The organism is Klebsiella sp. 141251, assembly GCF_050600725.1.
In the GTDB taxonomy this organism is placed as follows: Bacteria; Pseudomonadota; Gammaproteobacteria; order Enterobacterales; family Enterobacteriaceae; genus Klebsiella; species Klebsiella aerogenes.
This window is the reverse complement of the sequence record NZ_JAQIRG010000003.1, coordinates 384,424-399,779: the sequence shown is the minus strand read 5'-3', so window position 1 is coordinate 399,779 and position 15,356 is coordinate 384,424. Positions and strand designations below refer to the sequence as shown.

The following is a 15,356-nucleotide window of genomic DNA, read 5'->3' as shown; positions in this document are numbered from 1 at the left end:
TGCGGGCGCTTTTTATATTGATTACGTTCGGACAAGGAGCGTTGATGTCGTTGGTTTCTTTGACCGTACTGCGAGTAAATAATGGATAAGCCGCTGTGGCCAAAAAAGTTCCGTCGCCTCTTCAATCCGGGGCGTGTGGTTAATATCTGTTTCATCGTGGTGCTGTTCTTTTCTACGTTACTCATCTGGCGAGAAATCCGGGTACTGGAAGAGGCCTACGTCGCCAATCAACGTAATAATCTTGAGAACGTGGCCCATGAAATGGATGGGCTGTTGCAATTTAATCTTAATCGGCTGCTCTTTTTCCGCAACAGCATGCAATCGGCGCTGGAGAACCCGCTGGATTTCGCCATTCTGCGCCGGGCCGAGCAGGAGTACATCAGTAAACGTCACGATCCTATCTGGTCAGTCGAACTAAATAACCGGCGTACCCTGACGGTATACGGAGTCTCCGATTCTTTTGTCGACGCAGATGACCTGTTGTCGCGTAACAATCCTCAGGCCAGCAATGAATTGATGGCTACCCTTGAGCTTGGCTATCTTCTGCGTTTGACCAACAATAACCGAATCTTCAGCGAGCGCATGTCCTACGTTTCTCGCAGCGGCTTTTACACCACCACCGATGCTCCGCGCAGTTCAAGCCAGGTGCTGGCGCAGTTTTCGCGAGATACGGGGTCAGCATGGTTTATGCGGCAAACCCAGCGTGATAATCCGGGGCGAGGGATCCTCTGGCAAACCACCCAGCAGGAAGATGGGTATACGCAACCGCAGGTGGTTACGGCCTCGATTCCTCTGGATTATGAGCACTACTGGCTGGGCGTGCTGGCGATGGATTTTTCCATCCGCGACCTGCAGAATTTTCTCGTCAGTGCGGTAAAAGGAGGCCAGATGGGCGAGTATCAGCTGTATGACAAGCAGCTCAACTTGCTGGCCTCTTCGGCGCCGGATGATGTGCTGACGCCGCTCTCGCCCGAGGAACAAGAAAAACTGCGCTATGCGTTGGCCAATGATAACCATGGTGGCATACGCCAGTTAACCCGTTATATCAGTTGGGAAAAGATCCGTAACTTTGACGGCCTACTATTGCATATTCATACCCTGAAGGAGGGCGTGCGTGGTGATTTCGGGACGATTTCCATCGCCCTGACCCTGATGTGGTTAATGTTTACCCTCATGCTGATCGTGTCCTGGTTGGTTATCCGCCGTATGGTCATCAATATGAGCGTGTTACAGGCGTCGCTTGAATGGCAGGCCTGGCATGATGCTTTAACACGGCTGTTAAATCGCGGCGCCCTGTTTGAGAGGGCGATTGCGGCGGCCCGAAACTGCCGGCGGAATAATCAGCCCATATCCGTCATTCAGCTGGATCTGGATTATTTTAAAGGTATTAATGATAAACACGGACACCAGGCCGGAGACCGCGTTTTAACGCTTGTGGGAAGCACCATTATGGGGCAGATCCGCGAGGAGGATATTGCCGGCCGCGTTGGCGGCGAAGAGTTCTGTATCGTTCTACCCAACACGCAACTGTCGCAAGCACGCGCGATTGCTGAGCGTATTCGTCTGCGTATCCATAGCCGGGAGATATTATTGCACAACAGCGTTAGTCTGCGGATCAGCGCCTCGCTGGGGGTTAGTAGTAGCGAGATATCAGAGGAGTTTAACTTTGAGGAGCTGCAGTCTATTGCCGATCATCGCCTGTATCTGGCAAAGCAGAATGGACGTAACCGGGTTTGTTCGGCTGGATAGGACTCGATAATGTGAAATTGCTCACCTTTTCTGCCGCGTTGATATTCTTCGGTATAGGAAAATTCCTAAAAAACTCACTGCTTCGGTACACCGTTCGTAACAGAACGATAAGGGGCAAGCCTTGTCACGCCTGGGTTATTAAATTGGATGTACATATAAGCCGCATTTCTCAATAATTCTCATCATCAATACTTCTTGTCATGCAAAATAATTGAGGATAATGTCTTCCATGCATCGGATTTCCCGGTGTAACGAATTTTCAAGTGCTTCTTGCATTAGCAAGTTTGATCCCGACTCCTGCGAGTCGGGATTTTTTTCACCTGTGCTTAACGGTTGGCTTCAGTCACGCTAAAGTCATGAATATCAAGCTCAAAAGCTTCAGCCAGCTCGCGCCAGGTGTGTTCGTTGCGACCATCGATACTGACATGGTGCGGATCATCTTCACTACGATGTACTTCGCTTTCGCTTATCTCATTGATCGCCGCCAGCAGGGCATCGACATTAACGTCAATCCCGTCTGTATTCGTCACACCGCGGTCTTTAGCGGATTTCATCATCACTACCTCGCTCGGCTCTGACAGGGCCTCTTTAAGTATAGACGGTCTATAAAAACGCCAGTTGCGCTGGCTGAACGCTGCGTGAAGGCAGGTTTTGTTCTACACTGGCTCAAAACGAGAGGAGGCGAGTTATGCAGGTAAACGATCGTGTCACGGTAAAGACCGACGGTGGCCCACGTCGTTCGGGGGTAGTACTGGCAATTGAGTCGTTTAGTGAAGGAACCATGTATCTTGTGGCGCTGGAAGACTACCCGCTGGGGATCTGGTTTTTCAATGAAGTGGGGCACCCGGACGGCATTTTTGTTGAGAAAGCTGAGTAGGCCCGATTCAGAAACTGGCGGCGATACCCGCCAGTTTGCCATCAGCGCATATTGACGTAAATGCCGGAAGTAATGTTTTCAGCCAATCGAACAATATGATAAATCACCTGTTTATTATGCGTCTGGATCTTTTTCTTAATATTACCTTTATGTGACGAGACGGTTTTTGCTTTGATATTCATCTGTCTTGAAATATGTGAAGTCGCGTGCCCGGCCATCCACATCTGCAGCATATTCGATTCTGCCTGACTGAGCGATAAAGTAGGAATGCGGGTGCGTAATTGGTTTAGATTATTGGCGGTATCGGTTTGTAGATAATTACCCAGAATGTTATCAAGGTCTTTCGGCGTTAGCGATTTTGAACTGATAAGTAGATTCTTGCGCACAAGTAAATAGTGGTCAAAATGGATGTTTGCCAGGGACATAAAAATAACAAATAAGGTATCGGGGTTGGTGGTAATGATGTCGCGGATAAGTTGGTTGCTCTCTTCGTGATGTATAAAACAGTCCTCGTTGAGAAACACAACCGCCGGACGCAGTGATTCGCAGCGCTCCTTCAAACTTAGTGCACTACGCACCTCAATGATATCGCGCTTCTTTATTCCCCGGCTTGCCAGATATCCGGTTAAACCTAGCCGGGTATAGCTGCACAAATCCATGATAATCGTTGACATGACCCATCCTCAATCAACACGTAACGATAATTCATCTGGCGCCTGGCCGTGTGATGAAGTCCATTTTTATAACGCCTGACTTTATGCGGAAAGCATTAGCCAGACTAAACTATTTGCTAATAATACTCATAATTTGCCAGGAATATTCTTAAAGTAAAGCCATAGAAAAAGAATAATCAGTTCCTGACAGTAATAATGCCCGGCGCTGGGGCATGGCGTCGCGACTATTTCAATTTATTTTCGGATTATCCTTATGAGGCGGCAGTCAATTAAATGGATGTTATCGGTGTTGTATTCAAAAAATGCATTTTTCATTCATGTTTCATACAACTAATAATAATCGGTAAGAGTAAATGCCGGGATTGGCGGTGAGGTTAAGCAACGGGCACATCGTGCAGGGGTGGCGGCCTTAACGCTTTAATGCCACAATACTTTTTTATCGGTTTGTAGGATGGATGATGAAAAAGATTGTTATGGCTGGCGCGCTGCTTGCTTTGGCCGGATGCGTACAGGTTGATACCTATCAGGCAGTGGTTAAAGCGCCAGCGCCTGCAGGGTTGGAAGGGTTCTGGCAATCGAAGGGACCGCAAAGCGCGATGGTAAGCCCTGAGGCGATTGCGACGTTTATCGTCACTAAAGACGGGGATACCCTCGATTGCCGTCAGTGGCAGCGGGTGATTGCTGAGCCGGGTAAATTAATGAACCGCGATGACCAGGTCTACAATGTGACCAGCAGCCTTGATATTTATCCTATTGAACGTAATGGAAATACGCTGGAATATGACCGAATGACGTTAACCCGCGTCGAGCGCTTAACGCCGGAGTGCGAAGAGGCCTGGAAAAAGAACCAGGCGGCGAGTAAAACCGCGCCATAATCGATTTTTGGCGGGCCGGCTTAAGCCGGCCCGTGTGCTTTAAAGCACCTCTTCAATGACCCAGACGCTGACGCTACCAGCGTTACAGGTAAATACGGCATTGCCCTCGTCGTCGGTTTCAATCATCTCCTGGCGATTATTAAGAAAATCCTTCCAGCGTTTATTGGCGTAATTCTCGCCAAGCGGCAGCGTTTTCTCGCCATCATCGCCGTTAGAAAGTACCACCACGCAGCCCGGGTGCTCATCGGTACCGCTGCGGCTAAAGGCAATACAGTTAGGGTGATCGAACCACAGCGTTTGTACGCCGTGGGCGAAACGCTGACGGGCGTCGATGAGCTCATGAAGTTGCTCGATAACCGGCATCTCGATGGCGTAAGTCTGGCCATCTCCGCCGGTATCTTCATAGCTTGCGCCGAACAGGTCGGCGTAAAATACCGAGGGAACACCGTTTTCACGCAGTAAAATCAGCGCATAGGCTAGCGGCTTAAACCAGGCTTCGACCGGCGCTTCCAACGCCTGAAGCGGTTGAGTGTCATGATTCGTCACCAACGTAACCGCATGGAAGGGATCGGCTTCAACCAGCGTGCCGGTAAAGATTTGACTCATGTCGTAATCGCGCCCCTGACGTGAGGCTTCATGGAATTTCATCTGCAGTGGTGCATCAAACAGCATGGTATTACCGTCTACAAGATCGATATACTGCTGTAGTTTATCCACCTCATGCGACCAGTATTCGGCAACAATAAAGAGTGGTTTTTCGCTGGAACTCTGTACGTGCTCAATCCACTCTTTATAAAACCATGCCGGAATATGTTTGACGGCATCAAGGCGAAAACCATCGCAGCCAGTCTGTTCAATGACCCAGCGGGCCCAGTATTTTATCTCCTCGGTGACGGCATGGTTGCGGAAATCGATATTTTCGCCCATGAGATAATCGAAGTTGCCCATTTCATCGTCGACCTGATCGTTCCAGCCGTCGCCGGTGTAGTCATTAACCACCTTGAATACGCCATCGTCATCGGGATTTTCGATATGGTCGATACCGCTAAAACATTTATAGTCCCAGATGAATTGTGAATATTGTCCACCACGGGCAGGGAAGGTATAGCGAGTCCAGGCTTCACATTCGAGGATTTCTTCCGAAATTTGCGTGCGGTCCTGTTCATCAACGCGTTGTACGCGAATGCGTTCTTTCTCATCGGCGCCCATCTTATGATTAACGACGACATCAAGTAGGACGGCAATTTGATGCTCTTTTAGCGCCTTAATTGCCGCCAATAACTGGGCCTTATCGCCATATTTGGTGGCAACCGATCCTTTCTGATCGAATTCCCCGAGGTCGAAAAGATCGTAGCTATCATAGCCAACCGAATAACCGCCGGAGGCGCCCTTATAGGCGGGCGGCAACCAAATCATATTAATGCCAATTTCGTTAAGATTTGGCGCAAGGGCTTCTACTTCCCGCCATAGCTCGCCACCTTCCGGGTAATACCAATGAAAACATTGCAACAACGTGGGATTTTTCATCTTCCATGCTCCTGGCGTCATCAAGCTGACCTTTGCAGTATGGGAGATAACTGGCAAATATGAATAATTTCGTTGCTTTTTCGCTATACCCTAAATGGCTGCATATATAATAAATTGGCATAAGATGTAGCGGATAGATGTTGGTAGGCTACTGCTAAACGCCTTACACTACACGAAAATCTCATCATATTCGGGGTATCTATGAAACTAGCACTTCTGGGTCGTCAGGCGCTGATGGGCGCAATGGCCGTAGCATTGATGGCTGGTGTGAGCGTGAAAACTTTCGCCGCTGAAAATCTGCTTAATCAGGTCAAAGAGCGCGGCACGCTGCGCGTTGGCCTGGAGGGCACATACCCGCCATTTAGTTATCAAGGTGATGATGGCAAACTGACCGGTTTTGAAGTTGAGTTTGCCAATGAGCTGGCGAAACACATCGGTGTGAAAGCGGACCTCAAACCTACTAAATGGGACGGTATGCTGGCTTCACTTGATTCCAAACGAATTGATGTGGTGATTAACCAGGTCACTATTTCCGACCAGCGTAAGAAAAAATACGACTTCTCCACCCCGTATACTATTTCTGGTATTCAGGCGCTGGTGAAAAAGGGTAACGAAGGCGTGATTAAAACCGCAGCGGACCTGAAAGGCAAAAAAGTCGGCGTTGGCCTGGGCACCAATTATGAAGAGTGGCTGCGCCAGAATGTACAGGGCGTTGATATTCGTACCTACGATGATGACCCGACAAAATATCAGGACCTGCGCGTAGGCCGTATTGACGCTATTCTGGTCGATCGCCTGGCAGCGTTGGATTTAGTGAAGAAAACCAACAATACCCTGGCCGTAACCGGTGAAGCATTCTCCCGTCAGGAATCCGGCGTGGCGTTGCGTAAAGGTAATGAAGATCTGCTGAAAGCGGTGGACACCGCCATTGCCGATATGCAGAAAGATGGCAGCCTGAAGGCGCTTTCAGAAAAATGGTTTGGTGCTGACGTCACTAAGTAACGTCTGCAGATGAAAAAAGGCGCTGATAATGGCGCCTTTTTTTATTTCGCACGCAACTGCGTGCATAATAAGGATAACTGAGTCTGGAGGTGCCATGTCACTACAAAATTTAACGCGTTTTCCGCGCCTGGAATTTATTGGCGCGCCGACGCCGCTCGAATATCTACCGCGCCTGTCCGATCATCTCGGGCGGGATATATTTATTAAACGTGATGATGTTACCCCCATGGCGATGGGCGGAAATAAACTGCGCAAGCTGGAATTTCTTGCCGCTGATGCGCTGCGCGAGGGCGCTGATACGCTGATTACCGCTGGAGCCATTCAGTCCAACCATGTGCGTCAGACGGCGGCCGTCGCCGCGAAACTGGGTCTGCACTGCGTCGCGCTGTTGGAAAATCCGATAGGCACTCGTGCTGAAAATTATCTGACCAACGGTAACCGCCTGCTGCTGGATCTGTTCAATACTCAGGTCGAGATGTGCGATGCATTGACCGATCCTAACGCGCAGCTTGAGGAGCTGGCGACTCGTATTGAAGCGCAGGGATATCGCCCTTATGTCATTCCGGTTGGCGGTTCTAACGCCCTTGGCGCGTTGGGGTATGTCGAAAGCGCGCTGGAAATCGCCCAGCAGTGTGAAGGGGCGGTGGAGATCTCCTCGGTAGTGGTCGCCTCCGGTAGTGCGGGTACTCACGCAGGGCTAGCCGTTGGCCTGGAACAGCTAATGCCGAACGCAGAATTAATTGGGGTGACCGTGTCACGTAGCGTTGCCGACCAGTTGCCGAAAGTGGTTGCGCTGCAGCAAGCCGTTGCGAATAGCCTTGAATTACAGGCCAAAGCGGAAATTACCTTGTGGGATGATTATTTCGCTCCCGGATACGGTACGCCCAATGAAGAAGGCCTGGAAGCGGTGAAACTACTGGCGCAGCTGGAAGGTATCCTGCTGGATCCCGTCTACACCGGCAAGGCTATGGCCGGTCTGATTGACGGCATTAATCAGAATCGCTTTAAGGATGAGGGGCCGATTCTGTTTATCCATACTGGCGGCGCACCAGCGCTGTTTGCTTATCATCCGCACGTTTAATGCAGAATTAATAGAATGCACGAAAGTATCCAACTGGTCATTGATTCCGCACCATACCTGTTAAAGGGCGCGGTTTTTACGTTACAACTGAGCATCGGCGGCATGTTCTTTGGTCTGCTGCTGGGCTTTATCCTCGCACTGATGCGCATGTCGTCCATCTGGCCGATCAGATGGCTGGCGCGGATGTATATCTCCATTTTCCGCGGAACTCCGTTGATTGCTCAACTGTTTATGATCTATTACGGTCTGCCGCAGTTCGGCATTGAGTTGGATCCTATTCCGGCGGCGATGATTGGCCTGTCGTTGAATACCGCGGCCTATGCGGCGGAAACGTTGCGAGCGGCAATTGCCTCTATAGATAAAGGGCAGTGGGAAGCGGCAGCGAGTATCGGTATGACGCCGTGGCAGACCTTACGACGGGCTATTTTACCCCAGGCTGCCCGCGTGGCGCTGCCGCCGCTCTCTAACAGCTTTATCAGCCTCGTCAAAGATACTTCGCTGGCGGCGACGATTCAGGTACCCGAACTGTTCCGTCAGGCGCAGTTAATTACCTCGCGTACGCTGGAGGTCTTTACGATGTATCTGGCCGCCTCGCTGATCTATTGGGTGATGGCGACCGTACTCTCAACCTTGCAGAATTATTTTGAAAATCAGCTGAATCGCCAGGAGCGTGATCCAAAATGAGTGCGATTGAAGTCAAAAAACTGGTGAAGAAATTCCACGGGCAGACCGTGCTGCACGGTATCGATCTCGAGGTTCAGGAAGGGGAAGTGGTGGCAATTATCGGTCCTAGCGGCTCCGGTAAAACCACGCTGTTGCGCAGCATTAACCTGCTTGAGCACCCCGAAAGCGGTACCATTCGCGTGGGTGATGTGACTATCGATACGTCGCGTAGTATTAGCCAGCAAAAAGGGTTGATCCGCCGCCTGCGTCAGCATGTTGGCTTTGTGTTTCAGAACTTCAATCTGTTTCCGCATCGTACGGTGCTGGAAAATATTATTGAAGGGCCGGTTATCGTAAAAGGCGAAGATAAGAACGAGGCCATTTCTCTGGCGCGTGAGCTGCTGGCAAAGGTGGGGTTGTCGGGAAAAGAGAATAGCTATCCGCGTCGTTTATCCGGTGGGCAGCAGCAGCGTGTGGCAATTGCCCGCGCGTTAGCAATGCGCCCGGACGTTATCCTTTTTGATGAGCCGACTTCTGCATTGGATCCTGAGTTGGTGGGCGAGGTGCTCAACACCATACGCCAGCTGGCGCAGGAGAAACGTACCATGGTTATTGTGACCCATGAGATGAGCTTCGCTCGTGATGTCGCCGACCGCGCCATTTTCATGGATCAGGGACGTATCGTCGAACAAGGTAAGGCCAGAGAGCTATTTGCTAATCCTCAGCAGCCGCGGACGCGTCAGTTCCTTGAGAAATTTTTAATGCAGTAAATGTTACCATTCTGGCGCGGCCGACCCTAAACGGCAGGGCGGTCGTGACCAGATAATGGGCGTACCCGACAGGCGGATGGGAAATGTGAGCCGTTCAGCCAGACCAAATGTCGACCACTCCATCGCAGGTTGAAAATCACGACGTTGCAGCGGCGCGAAAGGCATCTCATGCCGTGCGCCTGGCCACTCCATCAGGGTGGCGGCGACGCGCGCCAATGACAGCCGCGCACGATAACCTTTGCCGCTCTCTATGCGTTGTCCTATCCCTTTTAATACCGCAGCAGCCATCAGATACCCCGTCGCGTGGTCTAAGGCTTGTACCGGAAGCGGGATTGGTTTATCCGCGTCGCGCCAGCGTTGACCGGCATGAGCGATACCACAGGCCATTTGCACCAGACTGTCGAAACCACGTCGGTTTCTCCATGGACCCTCCCATCCCCAGGCATTCAATGAAACATCAACAATTCCCGGCGATAAAGCGGCTCTGGTATGACAATCAAGGCCTAGCGCATCCAACGCGTCAGCGCGGTAACCGTGAACAATGACGTCGGCTTGCGAGAGTAACGTGATTAAATGTTGCTTATCGATTTGTTTTTTTATATTCAATCGGGCGCAGCGCTTACCCAGCGTAATCTCTTCTTCGAGCGTGGGTTCATGCCAGTCGACCGGATCGATACGTAATACATCAGCGCCTAATCCCGCGAGAAAACGTGTTGCGACTGGGCCAGCAATAATCCGGGTTAAATCCAGTATCCTGATTCCTGACAAAGGACGGGAGGAGGAGAGAGGCCAAACAACCGACGGTCCCGGCGGTAAATCTGCTTCTATCAGCAGCGGCTGCCGGCTGACGGCGATGCCTTGCGGATGGGCTCGCCACTCTTCCGCGCTGCGCATCGCCGCCGCGCAACCGCCATTTTCCACCACCGCTTGTTCCAACGCATGCGAGCGCCATTGACGAACTTGTTGAGCCAGCATTTGCCGCGTCGCATGTTGCCCCAGAATCTGCGCCACGGCGATTCTGTGATGGGCGGCATTCGTATGCAGTCGGATCCATCCATCTTCCGTTTGATAATCTCCCGCTAATGGATCCCAAAGCTGCTGTATTGGGCGATTGTGCGGCTTGGCGCTGGCTGAAAACCAATATGACGCGAGCCGACGATCCACTCTTGGCGTGGCGGATGATGAGCACAAGCGGGCAAGGTAAGCGGCGGCGATCCCCATTGAGGCGGCAGCAAAATCACTGACAGCAAAACAAGAAGATAAAGCCCCTGGGTGGCGGAACTCGATTGGCGGGACAGGGCTTGCGCTAAAGTCTTGCCACATCCGGGAAAAGAGCTGCATAGACGAGGACGGCGAGAGCATATTTTCCTCCAGAGTTCGATAAATAATCGTCAGCGAAAATCGAATAATGCGATGGCTACGTTATTTTATACATATAAATAAGATTTATGTGTTAGTTTTATGTATTTATAATAATGATTATCAATCAGGGGTTATTTGGTAGGTTATGAGGGACATTGATTTTTTCAGCTGGCGGCGGGAAATGCTGCAACAATTCCAGTCAACTCATGATGGGGATTCGGTTTATAACCTGCTCCAGCAACAAACAGAGGCGCTGGAATACGACTACTACGCACTTTGTGTGCGCCATCCGGTGCCTTTTACGCGTCCGAAACTCACGCTGCAATCAACTTATCCTCAGGCCTGGATGTCTCATTATCAGGCGGAGAATTATTTTGCTGTTGACCCGGTATTGCGCAGAGAAAATTTTCTCCGTGGACATTTGCCGTGGAATGACCAGCTCTTTTGCGATACGCCGGAATTATGGAATGGCGCGCGCGATCATGGTTTAAATAAAGGTGTGACGCAGTGTCTTACCTTGCCAAATCATGCGTTGGGCTTCTTATCGGTTTCCGCGAAAAATGCGCAACCGGGTTCTTATCAGGAGGACGAATTAGAATTGCGCCTGAGAACGCTCACCGAACTCAGCCTGCTGGCGCTGTTGCGGCTGGAGGATGAGATGGTAATGCCGCCGGAGATGAAGTTTAGCCGACGCGAACTGGAGATTCTCAAATGGACCGCAGAAGGGAAAACTTCCGCCGAGGTGGCGATGATATTGTCTATTTCAGAAAATACGGTCAATTTTCATCAGAAGAATATGCAGCGCAAATTTAACGCGCCCAACAAAACGCAAATCGCCTGTTATGCCGTCGCAACAGGATTAATTTGAGCGAATCGTTCGTTCTGCGTGTCAGACGTGAAACCGGCTGTCAGTGATAACTTTCAGCCGGTCCTTTCTTACTGACGGTAAGCTTGTTTAATTTGCTTAACGGTGCTGGAGAATACGGCAGCCTGAGCCTCATCTTCCATCTGCGCGATTTGTTTTTCCATTTTAATAATCACGCGGCCTGCGTCCGCCTGGCCCATAGCCTGAAGCATTAGCGTCAGTAGCGCTTTCAGGCAGGAGACCTCCTGCGCCAGTTGTTGATTATTTTCTGCAGTGGAAAAATCTGGTGTGCTCATCGATATCCTCGTTTGCTATCGGCGCTGTTGCGCAATACTAAATGTTAAGGCGGCGCAGTATACCACAAGCAGTAGAAAAAAAAGGAGCGCGTGATTTGTGTTCCAGGTTTCGGGCGCTGAGCGGTTAAATTTACTGAATAATATCTGTTCATCTTAACGGTCGTCGTTAATTTTTGCCGCTGTTTTTGGGAGAAGTTAATTATTGTTACATCCTTCGAACCGTATTTATCCGCGAGCTGTTCTGTTGCTTTTTTTGCTCCTTCTGTAGGGGGAATGTTAAAAAAGAAACATAATCCAACTATATGTTCTGTATAGGTTTCCACCTGGTGTGGAGACAAATTGCCATAAATGGGATAGAAATCTTCTCCAGGACACTTTTTGGGCTTTTAAAGTTACGATAAAACCCGGTAATATATGTGAGATAAACTATCAGTAGCGTTATCCCTAATTCTGGAGATTATTCCTTTGATCAACGTACTTCTTGTTGATGACCACGAACTAGTGCGCGCAGGGATACGACGCATTCTGGAAGATATAAAAGGGATTAAAGTTGTCGGTGAGGCCTGCTGCGGCGAGGATGCCGTGAAGTGGTGCCGTGCGAATCCTGTGGACGTCGTCCTGATGGATATGAACATGCCGGGTATCGGGGGGCTTGAAGCGACGCGTAAAATTGCGCGCTCTATTGTCGATACCAAAGTGATCATGTTGACCGTGCATACTGAGAATCCGCTGCCTGCGAAGGTTATGCAAGCTGGCGCCGCCGGTTACTTAAGCAAAGGCGCAGCCCCGCAGGAAGTGGTAAATGCGATTCGTTGCGTTGCTTCGGGTCAGCGTTATATCGCTTCCGATATTGCCCAACAGATGGCGCTCAGTCAGATTGAACCGGAAAAAACGGAATCGCCGTTTGCCAGTTTGTCTGAACGCGAATTGCAGATTATGCTGATGATCACCAAGGGCCAAAAGGTCAATGAGATCTCAGAACAGTTAAACCTGAGTCCCAAGACGGTGAATAGCTATCGTTACCGAATGTTCAGTAAACTAAACATTCATGGCGACGTGGAGCTTACTCACCTGGCAATTCGCCATGGCCTGTGCAATGCGGAGTCGTTAGCAAGTCAGTGAGTGATGTTTTTGACGCAAAAGCTTTCCTCAAGACGGTTACCAGCCAACCGGGCGTTTATCGTATGTATGATGCCGGCGGTACCGTCATTTATGTTGGTAAAGCCAAAGATCTGAAAAAGCGGCTTAGCAGCTATTTTCGCAGCAACCTGGCTTCGCGTAAAACCGAGGCTCTGGTGGCGTTGATCGCGCAAATTGACGTAACCGTTACTCATACCGAAACGGAAGCGCTACTGCTTGAGCATAACTATATTAAGCTGTACCAGCCACGTTACAACGTGCTGTTGCGCGACGATAAATCCTATCCTTTTATTTTTCTCAGCGGCGACACCCATCCACGACTGGCGATGCACCGCGGCGCTAAACACGCCAAAGGCGAATATTTTGGCCCGTTCCCTAACGGTTATGCCGTCCGCGAGACGCTCGCGCTGCTGCAAAAAATCTTCCCCATTCGCCAGTGTGAAAACAGCGTCTATCGCAACCGTTCGCGTCCCTGTCTGCAATATCAAATTGGTCGTTGTTTAGGGCCATGCGTCGCCGGGTTGGTGAGTGAAGAAGAGTACGAACAGCAGGTGGAATATGTGCGCCTGTTCCTTGCTGGCAAGGACGATCAGGTATTGACCCAGCTAATTGCCCGTATGGAAAAGGCCAGTCAGGCGCTTGAATTTGAAGAAGCCGCCCGTATCCGCGATCAGATTCAGGCGGTACGTCGGGTGACGGAGAAACAGTTTGTTTCCAATACTGGCGACGACCTGGATGTGATTGGCGTGGCGTTTGATGCCGGAATGGCCTGTGTGCATGTGCTTTTTATTCGTCAGGGTAAGGTACTCGGTAGCCGCAGTTATTTCCCGAAAGTTCCGGGTGGCACTGAGTTGGGGGAGGTAGTGGAAACCTTCGTAGGCCAGTTCTACCTGCAGGGTAGCCAGATGCGAACGCTGCCGGGGGAAATATTGCTCGATTTCAACCTTGGCGATAAAACCCTGCTTGCCGATTCGCTTTCCGAGCTTGCCGGTCGTCGGGTGAATGTGCAGACCAAACCCCGCGGCGATCGCGCGCGCTATTTGAAGCTGGCGCGTACCAACGCCGCTGTCGCGCTTACCACCAGACTGTCGCAGCAATCAACGATCAGCCAGCGTCTGCAGGCCCTGGCGACGTTACTGAAACTGCCTGCGGTGAAGCGGATGGAGTGTTTTGATATCAGCCATACCATGGGGGAGCAAACCGTCGCTTCCTGCGTGGTGTTTGATAGCAATGGTCCGCTGCGGGCGGAATACCGCCGCTACAATATTACCGGTATTACGCCTGGCGATGATTACGCGGCAATGAATCAGGTATTGCGTCGCCGCTATGGTAAAGCCATTGAAGAGAGCAAAATCCCGGACGTCATCCTGATCGACGGCGGTAAAGGCCAGCTTGGCCAGGCCAAAACCGTATTTGCCGAACTGGATGTACCGTGGGACAAAAATCATCCGCTGCTGCTGGGAGTAGCGAAGGGGAGCGATCGTAAAGCCGGACTGGAGACATTATTCTTTGAACCTGAAGGCGAGGGGTTTAGTCTGCCGCCGGATTCTCCTGCTTTACATGTTATCCAGCACATTCGCGATGAGTCGCACGATCATGCTATCTCTGGGCACCGCAAAAAACGGGCAAAAGTGAAAAGTACCAGTACTCTTGAAACGATTGACGGCGTTGGTCCGAAACGCCGACAGATGTTGTTGAAATATATGGGTGGTCTGCAGGGTTTGCAGAAAGCCAGTGTAGAAGAAATTGCGCAAGTACCGGGGATATCTCACGGACTGGCAGAAAAGATCTTCTACTCGTTGAAACATTAGGGGCTCTGTAGCACCATAGGGCTAATTTACACTTACAACATATAGTTACCTGTTACCATGCAATTTAATATTCCTACGTTGCTCACTCTGTTTCGCGTTATTTTGATACCGTTTTTCGTGCTGGCGTTCTATCTGCCTTTTAGCTGGGCGCCTTTCGTCTGCGCGTTAATTTTCTTTGTTGCTGCCGTTACCGACTGGTTCGATGGTTATCTGGCGCGTCGCTGGAACCAAAGCACGCGTTTTGGCGCCTTCCTTGATCCAGTCGCGGATAAAGTGATGGTGGCGATTGCCATGGTGCTGGTCGCCGAGCACTATCATACCTGGTGGGTGACATTGCCGGCAGCGACGATGATCGCACGTGAAATTATTATTTCTGCACTTCGTGAGTGGATGGCAGAGCTGGGTAAACGCAGCAGCGTAGCCGTATCATGGATTGGTAAAGTGAAAACGACAGCCCAGATGGCGGCGCTGGTCTGGATGCTGTGGCGGCCGAATATGTGGGTGGAATGGGCTGGTATCGTTCTGTTCATGGTTGCTGCGGTGTTGACGCTGTGGTCAATGTTACAATATTTGAACGCTGCGCGCGGCGATTTGCTTGAACAGTGATCGTTTCGACGCAAATTTCAGCAAACGAGACGAAGTTGCGAAAAATACCGTTGACTCA

General features: G+C 50.6%; 16 protein-coding genes. 11 read left to right on the top strand and 5 right to left on the bottom strand.

Going from position 1 to position 15,356, the window contains the following annotated elements:
• Window positions 1-81: 81 nt before the first annotated feature.
• A complete protein-coding gene (gene dgcQ, locus PGR09_RS09655; protein ID WP_047045512.1) occupies window positions 82-1,749 on the top strand; it encodes a cellulose biosynthesis regulator diguanylate cyclase DgcQ in 1,668 nt (555 codons plus the stop codon).
• A gap of 326 nt (window positions 1,750-2,075) precedes the next feature.
• Here the strand turns inward: dgcQ and yodD are convergent, their stop codons facing one another.
• Complete coding sequence (gene yodD / locus PGR09_RS09650; protein WP_045390235.1) at window positions 2,076-2,303, bottom strand: YodD family peroxide/acid resistance protein; 228 nt, start codon at window positions 2,301-2,303, stop codon at window positions 2,076-2,078.
• A 134-nt stretch (window positions 2,304-2,437) separates the two neighbouring features.
• Between yodD and dsrB the strand changes: the two genes are divergently transcribed.
• A complete protein-coding gene (gene dsrB / locus PGR09_RS09645; protein ID WP_015365898.1) occupies window positions 2,438-2,626 on the top strand; it encodes a protein DsrB in 189 nt (62 codons plus the stop codon).
• Between the two features lie 41 nt (window positions 2,627-2,667).
• Here the strand turns inward: dsrB and rcsA are convergent, their stop codons facing one another.
• On the bottom strand, window positions 2,668-3,300 hold the full coding sequence (rcsA, locus tag PGR09_RS09640; RefSeq protein ID WP_047045514.1) for a transcriptional regulator RcsA: 633 nt from the start codon (window positions 3,298-3,300) through the stop codon (window positions 2,668-2,670).
• A 455-nt stretch (window positions 3,301-3,755) separates the two neighbouring features.
• On the opposite strand from rcsA, the gene yedD reads away from it, so the two are divergent.
• Complete coding sequence (gene yedD / locus PGR09_RS09635; protein ID WP_196796492.1) at window positions 3,756-4,175, top strand: lipoprotein YedD; 420 nt, start codon at window positions 3,756-3,758, stop codon at window positions 4,173-4,175.
• 39 nt (window positions 4,176-4,214) lie between these two features.
• On the opposite strand, the gene amyA is transcribed toward yedD, so the two are convergent.
• On the bottom strand, window positions 4,215-5,702 hold the full coding sequence (gene amyA / locus PGR09_RS09630; protein ID WP_430916085.1) for an alpha-amylase: 1,488 nt from the start codon (window positions 5,700-5,702) through the stop codon (window positions 4,215-4,217).
• 201 nt (window positions 5,703-5,903) lie between these two features.
• On the opposite strand from amyA, the gene tcyJ reads away from it, so the two are divergent.
• From tcyJ to tcyN, 4 genes are all read left to right on the top strand, one after another.
• Complete coding sequence (gene tcyJ, locus PGR09_RS09625; RefSeq protein ID WP_045376245.1) at window positions 5,904-6,704, top strand: cystine ABC transporter substrate-binding protein; 801 nt, start codon at window positions 5,904-5,906, stop codon at window positions 6,702-6,704.
• 94 nt (window positions 6,705-6,798) lie between these two features.
• On the top strand, window positions 6,799-7,785 hold the full coding sequence (gene dcyD, locus PGR09_RS09620) for a D-cysteine desulfhydrase (protein ID WP_045390247.1): 987 nt from the start codon (window positions 6,799-6,801) through the stop codon (window positions 7,783-7,785).
• Window positions 7,786-7,800: 15 nt separating this feature from the next.
• The gene (gene tcyL, locus PGR09_RS09615; RefSeq protein ID WP_020078444.1) at window positions 7,801-8,469 is read left to right on the top strand and encodes a cystine ABC transporter permease; all 669 of its coding nucleotides are present in this window, start codon (window positions 7,801-7,803) and stop codon (window positions 8,467-8,469) included.
• Window positions 8,466-9,218 carry an L-cystine ABC transporter ATP-binding protein TcyN gene (gene tcyN, locus PGR09_RS09610; RefSeq protein ID WP_045390250.1) on the top strand — a complete coding sequence of 251 codons (753 nt, stop codon included), beginning with the start codon at window positions 8,466-8,468 and terminating at the stop codon, window positions 9,216-9,218. The genes tcyL and tcyN overlap by 4 nt, the downstream gene beginning before the upstream one ends.
• Window positions 9,219-9,221: 3 nt before the next feature.
• On the opposite strand, the gene PGR09_RS09605 is transcribed toward tcyN, so the two are convergent.
• The gene (locus PGR09_RS09605; RefSeq protein WP_348875959.1) at window positions 9,222-10,580 is read right to left on the bottom strand and encodes a CoA transferase; all 1,359 of its coding nucleotides are present in this window, start codon (window positions 10,578-10,580) and stop codon (window positions 9,222-9,224) included.
• A 145-nt stretch (window positions 10,581-10,725) separates the two neighbouring features.
• Between PGR09_RS09605 and sdiA the strand changes: the two genes are divergently transcribed.
• A complete protein-coding gene (gene sdiA / locus PGR09_RS09600; RefSeq protein WP_045390253.1) occupies window positions 10,726-11,448 on the top strand; it encodes a transcriptional regulator SdiA in 723 nt (240 codons plus the stop codon).
• A 68-nt stretch (window positions 11,449-11,516) separates the two neighbouring features.
• Here sdiA and PGR09_RS09595 read toward each other — a convergent pair whose 3' ends face one another.
• Window positions 11,517-11,741 (bottom strand): DUF2594 family protein, encoded by a 225-nt coding sequence (locus tag PGR09_RS09595; protein ID WP_015365908.1) that lies wholly within the window; start codon window positions 11,739-11,741, stop codon window positions 11,517-11,519.
• A gap of 465 nt (window positions 11,742-12,206) precedes the next feature.
• Here PGR09_RS09595 and uvrY point away from each other — a divergent pair, with 465 nt between their 5' ends.
• From uvrY to pgsA, 3 genes are read left to right on the top strand one after another with little or no spacing between them, the layout of a single operon-like run.
• The gene (gene uvrY / locus PGR09_RS09590) at window positions 12,207-12,863 is read left to right on the top strand and encodes a UvrY/SirA/GacA family response regulator transcription factor (RefSeq protein WP_015705978.1); all 657 of its coding nucleotides are present in this window, start codon (window positions 12,207-12,209) and stop codon (window positions 12,861-12,863) included.
• Window positions 12,860-14,692 (top strand): excinuclease ABC subunit UvrC, encoded by a 1,833-nt coding sequence (gene uvrC / locus PGR09_RS09585; protein ID WP_316423102.1) that lies wholly within the window; start codon window positions 12,860-12,862, stop codon window positions 14,690-14,692. Before uvrY ends, uvrC begins: the two co-directional genes overlap by 4 nt.
• Before the next feature lie 57 nt (window positions 14,693-14,749).
• On the top strand, window positions 14,750-15,298 hold the full coding sequence (pgsA, locus tag PGR09_RS09580) for a CDP-diacylglycerol--glycerol-3-phosphate 3-phosphatidyltransferase (RefSeq protein WP_045390257.1): 549 nt from the start codon (window positions 14,750-14,752) through the stop codon (window positions 15,296-15,298).
• Window positions 15,299-15,356 lie beyond the last annotated feature (58 nt).

Excerpts from the sequence above, each read along its gene's own strand:
- tcyL (WP_020078444.1), top strand. The coding sequence starts at position 7,801 with ATGCACGAAAGTATCCAACTGGTCATTGATTCCGCACCATACCTGTTA.
- pgsA (WP_045390257.1), top strand. The coding sequence starts at position 14,750 with ATGCAATTTAATATTCCTACGTTGCTCACTCTGTTTCGCGTTATTTTG.
- PGR09_RS09605 (WP_348875959.1), bottom strand. The coding sequence starts at position 10,580 with ATGCTCTCGCCGTCCTCGTCTATGCAGCTCTTTTCCCGGATGTGGCAA.
- sdiA (WP_045390253.1), top strand. The coding sequence starts at position 10,726 with ATGAGGGACATTGATTTTTTCAGCTGGCGGCGGGAAATGCTGCAACAA.
- tcyN (WP_045390250.1), top strand. The coding sequence starts at position 8,466 with ATGAGTGCGATTGAAGTCAAAAAACTGGTGAAGAAATTCCACGGGCAG.
- dcyD (WP_045390247.1), top strand. The coding sequence starts at position 6,799 with ATGTCACTACAAAATTTAACGCGTTTTCCGCGCCTGGAATTTATTGGC.
- dgcQ (WP_047045512.1), top strand. The coding sequence starts at position 82 with ATGGATAAGCCGCTGTGGCCAAAAAAGTTCCGTCGCCTCTTCAATCCG.
- yodD (WP_045390235.1), bottom strand. The coding sequence starts at position 2,303 with ATGAAATCCGCTAAAGACCGCGGTGTGACGAATACAGACGGGATTGAC.
- yedD (WP_196796492.1), top strand. The coding sequence starts at position 3,756 with ATGATGAAAAAGATTGTTATGGCTGGCGCGCTGCTTGCTTTGGCCGGA.
- PGR09_RS09595 (WP_015365908.1), bottom strand. The coding sequence starts at position 11,741 with ATGAGCACACCAGATTTTTCCACTGCAGAAAATAATCAACAACTGGCG.
- dsrB (WP_015365898.1), top strand. The coding sequence starts at position 2,438 with ATGCAGGTAAACGATCGTGTCACGGTAAAGACCGACGGTGGCCCACGT.
- rcsA (WP_047045514.1), bottom strand. The coding sequence starts at position 3,300 with ATGTCAACGATTATCATGGATTTGTGCAGCTATACCCGGCTAGGTTTA.
- tcyJ (WP_045376245.1), top strand. The coding sequence starts at position 5,904 with ATGAAACTAGCACTTCTGGGTCGTCAGGCGCTGATGGGCGCAATGGCC.
- amyA (WP_430916085.1), bottom strand. The coding sequence starts at position 5,702 with ATGAAAAATCCCACGTTGTTGCAATGTTTTCATTGGTATTACCCGGAA.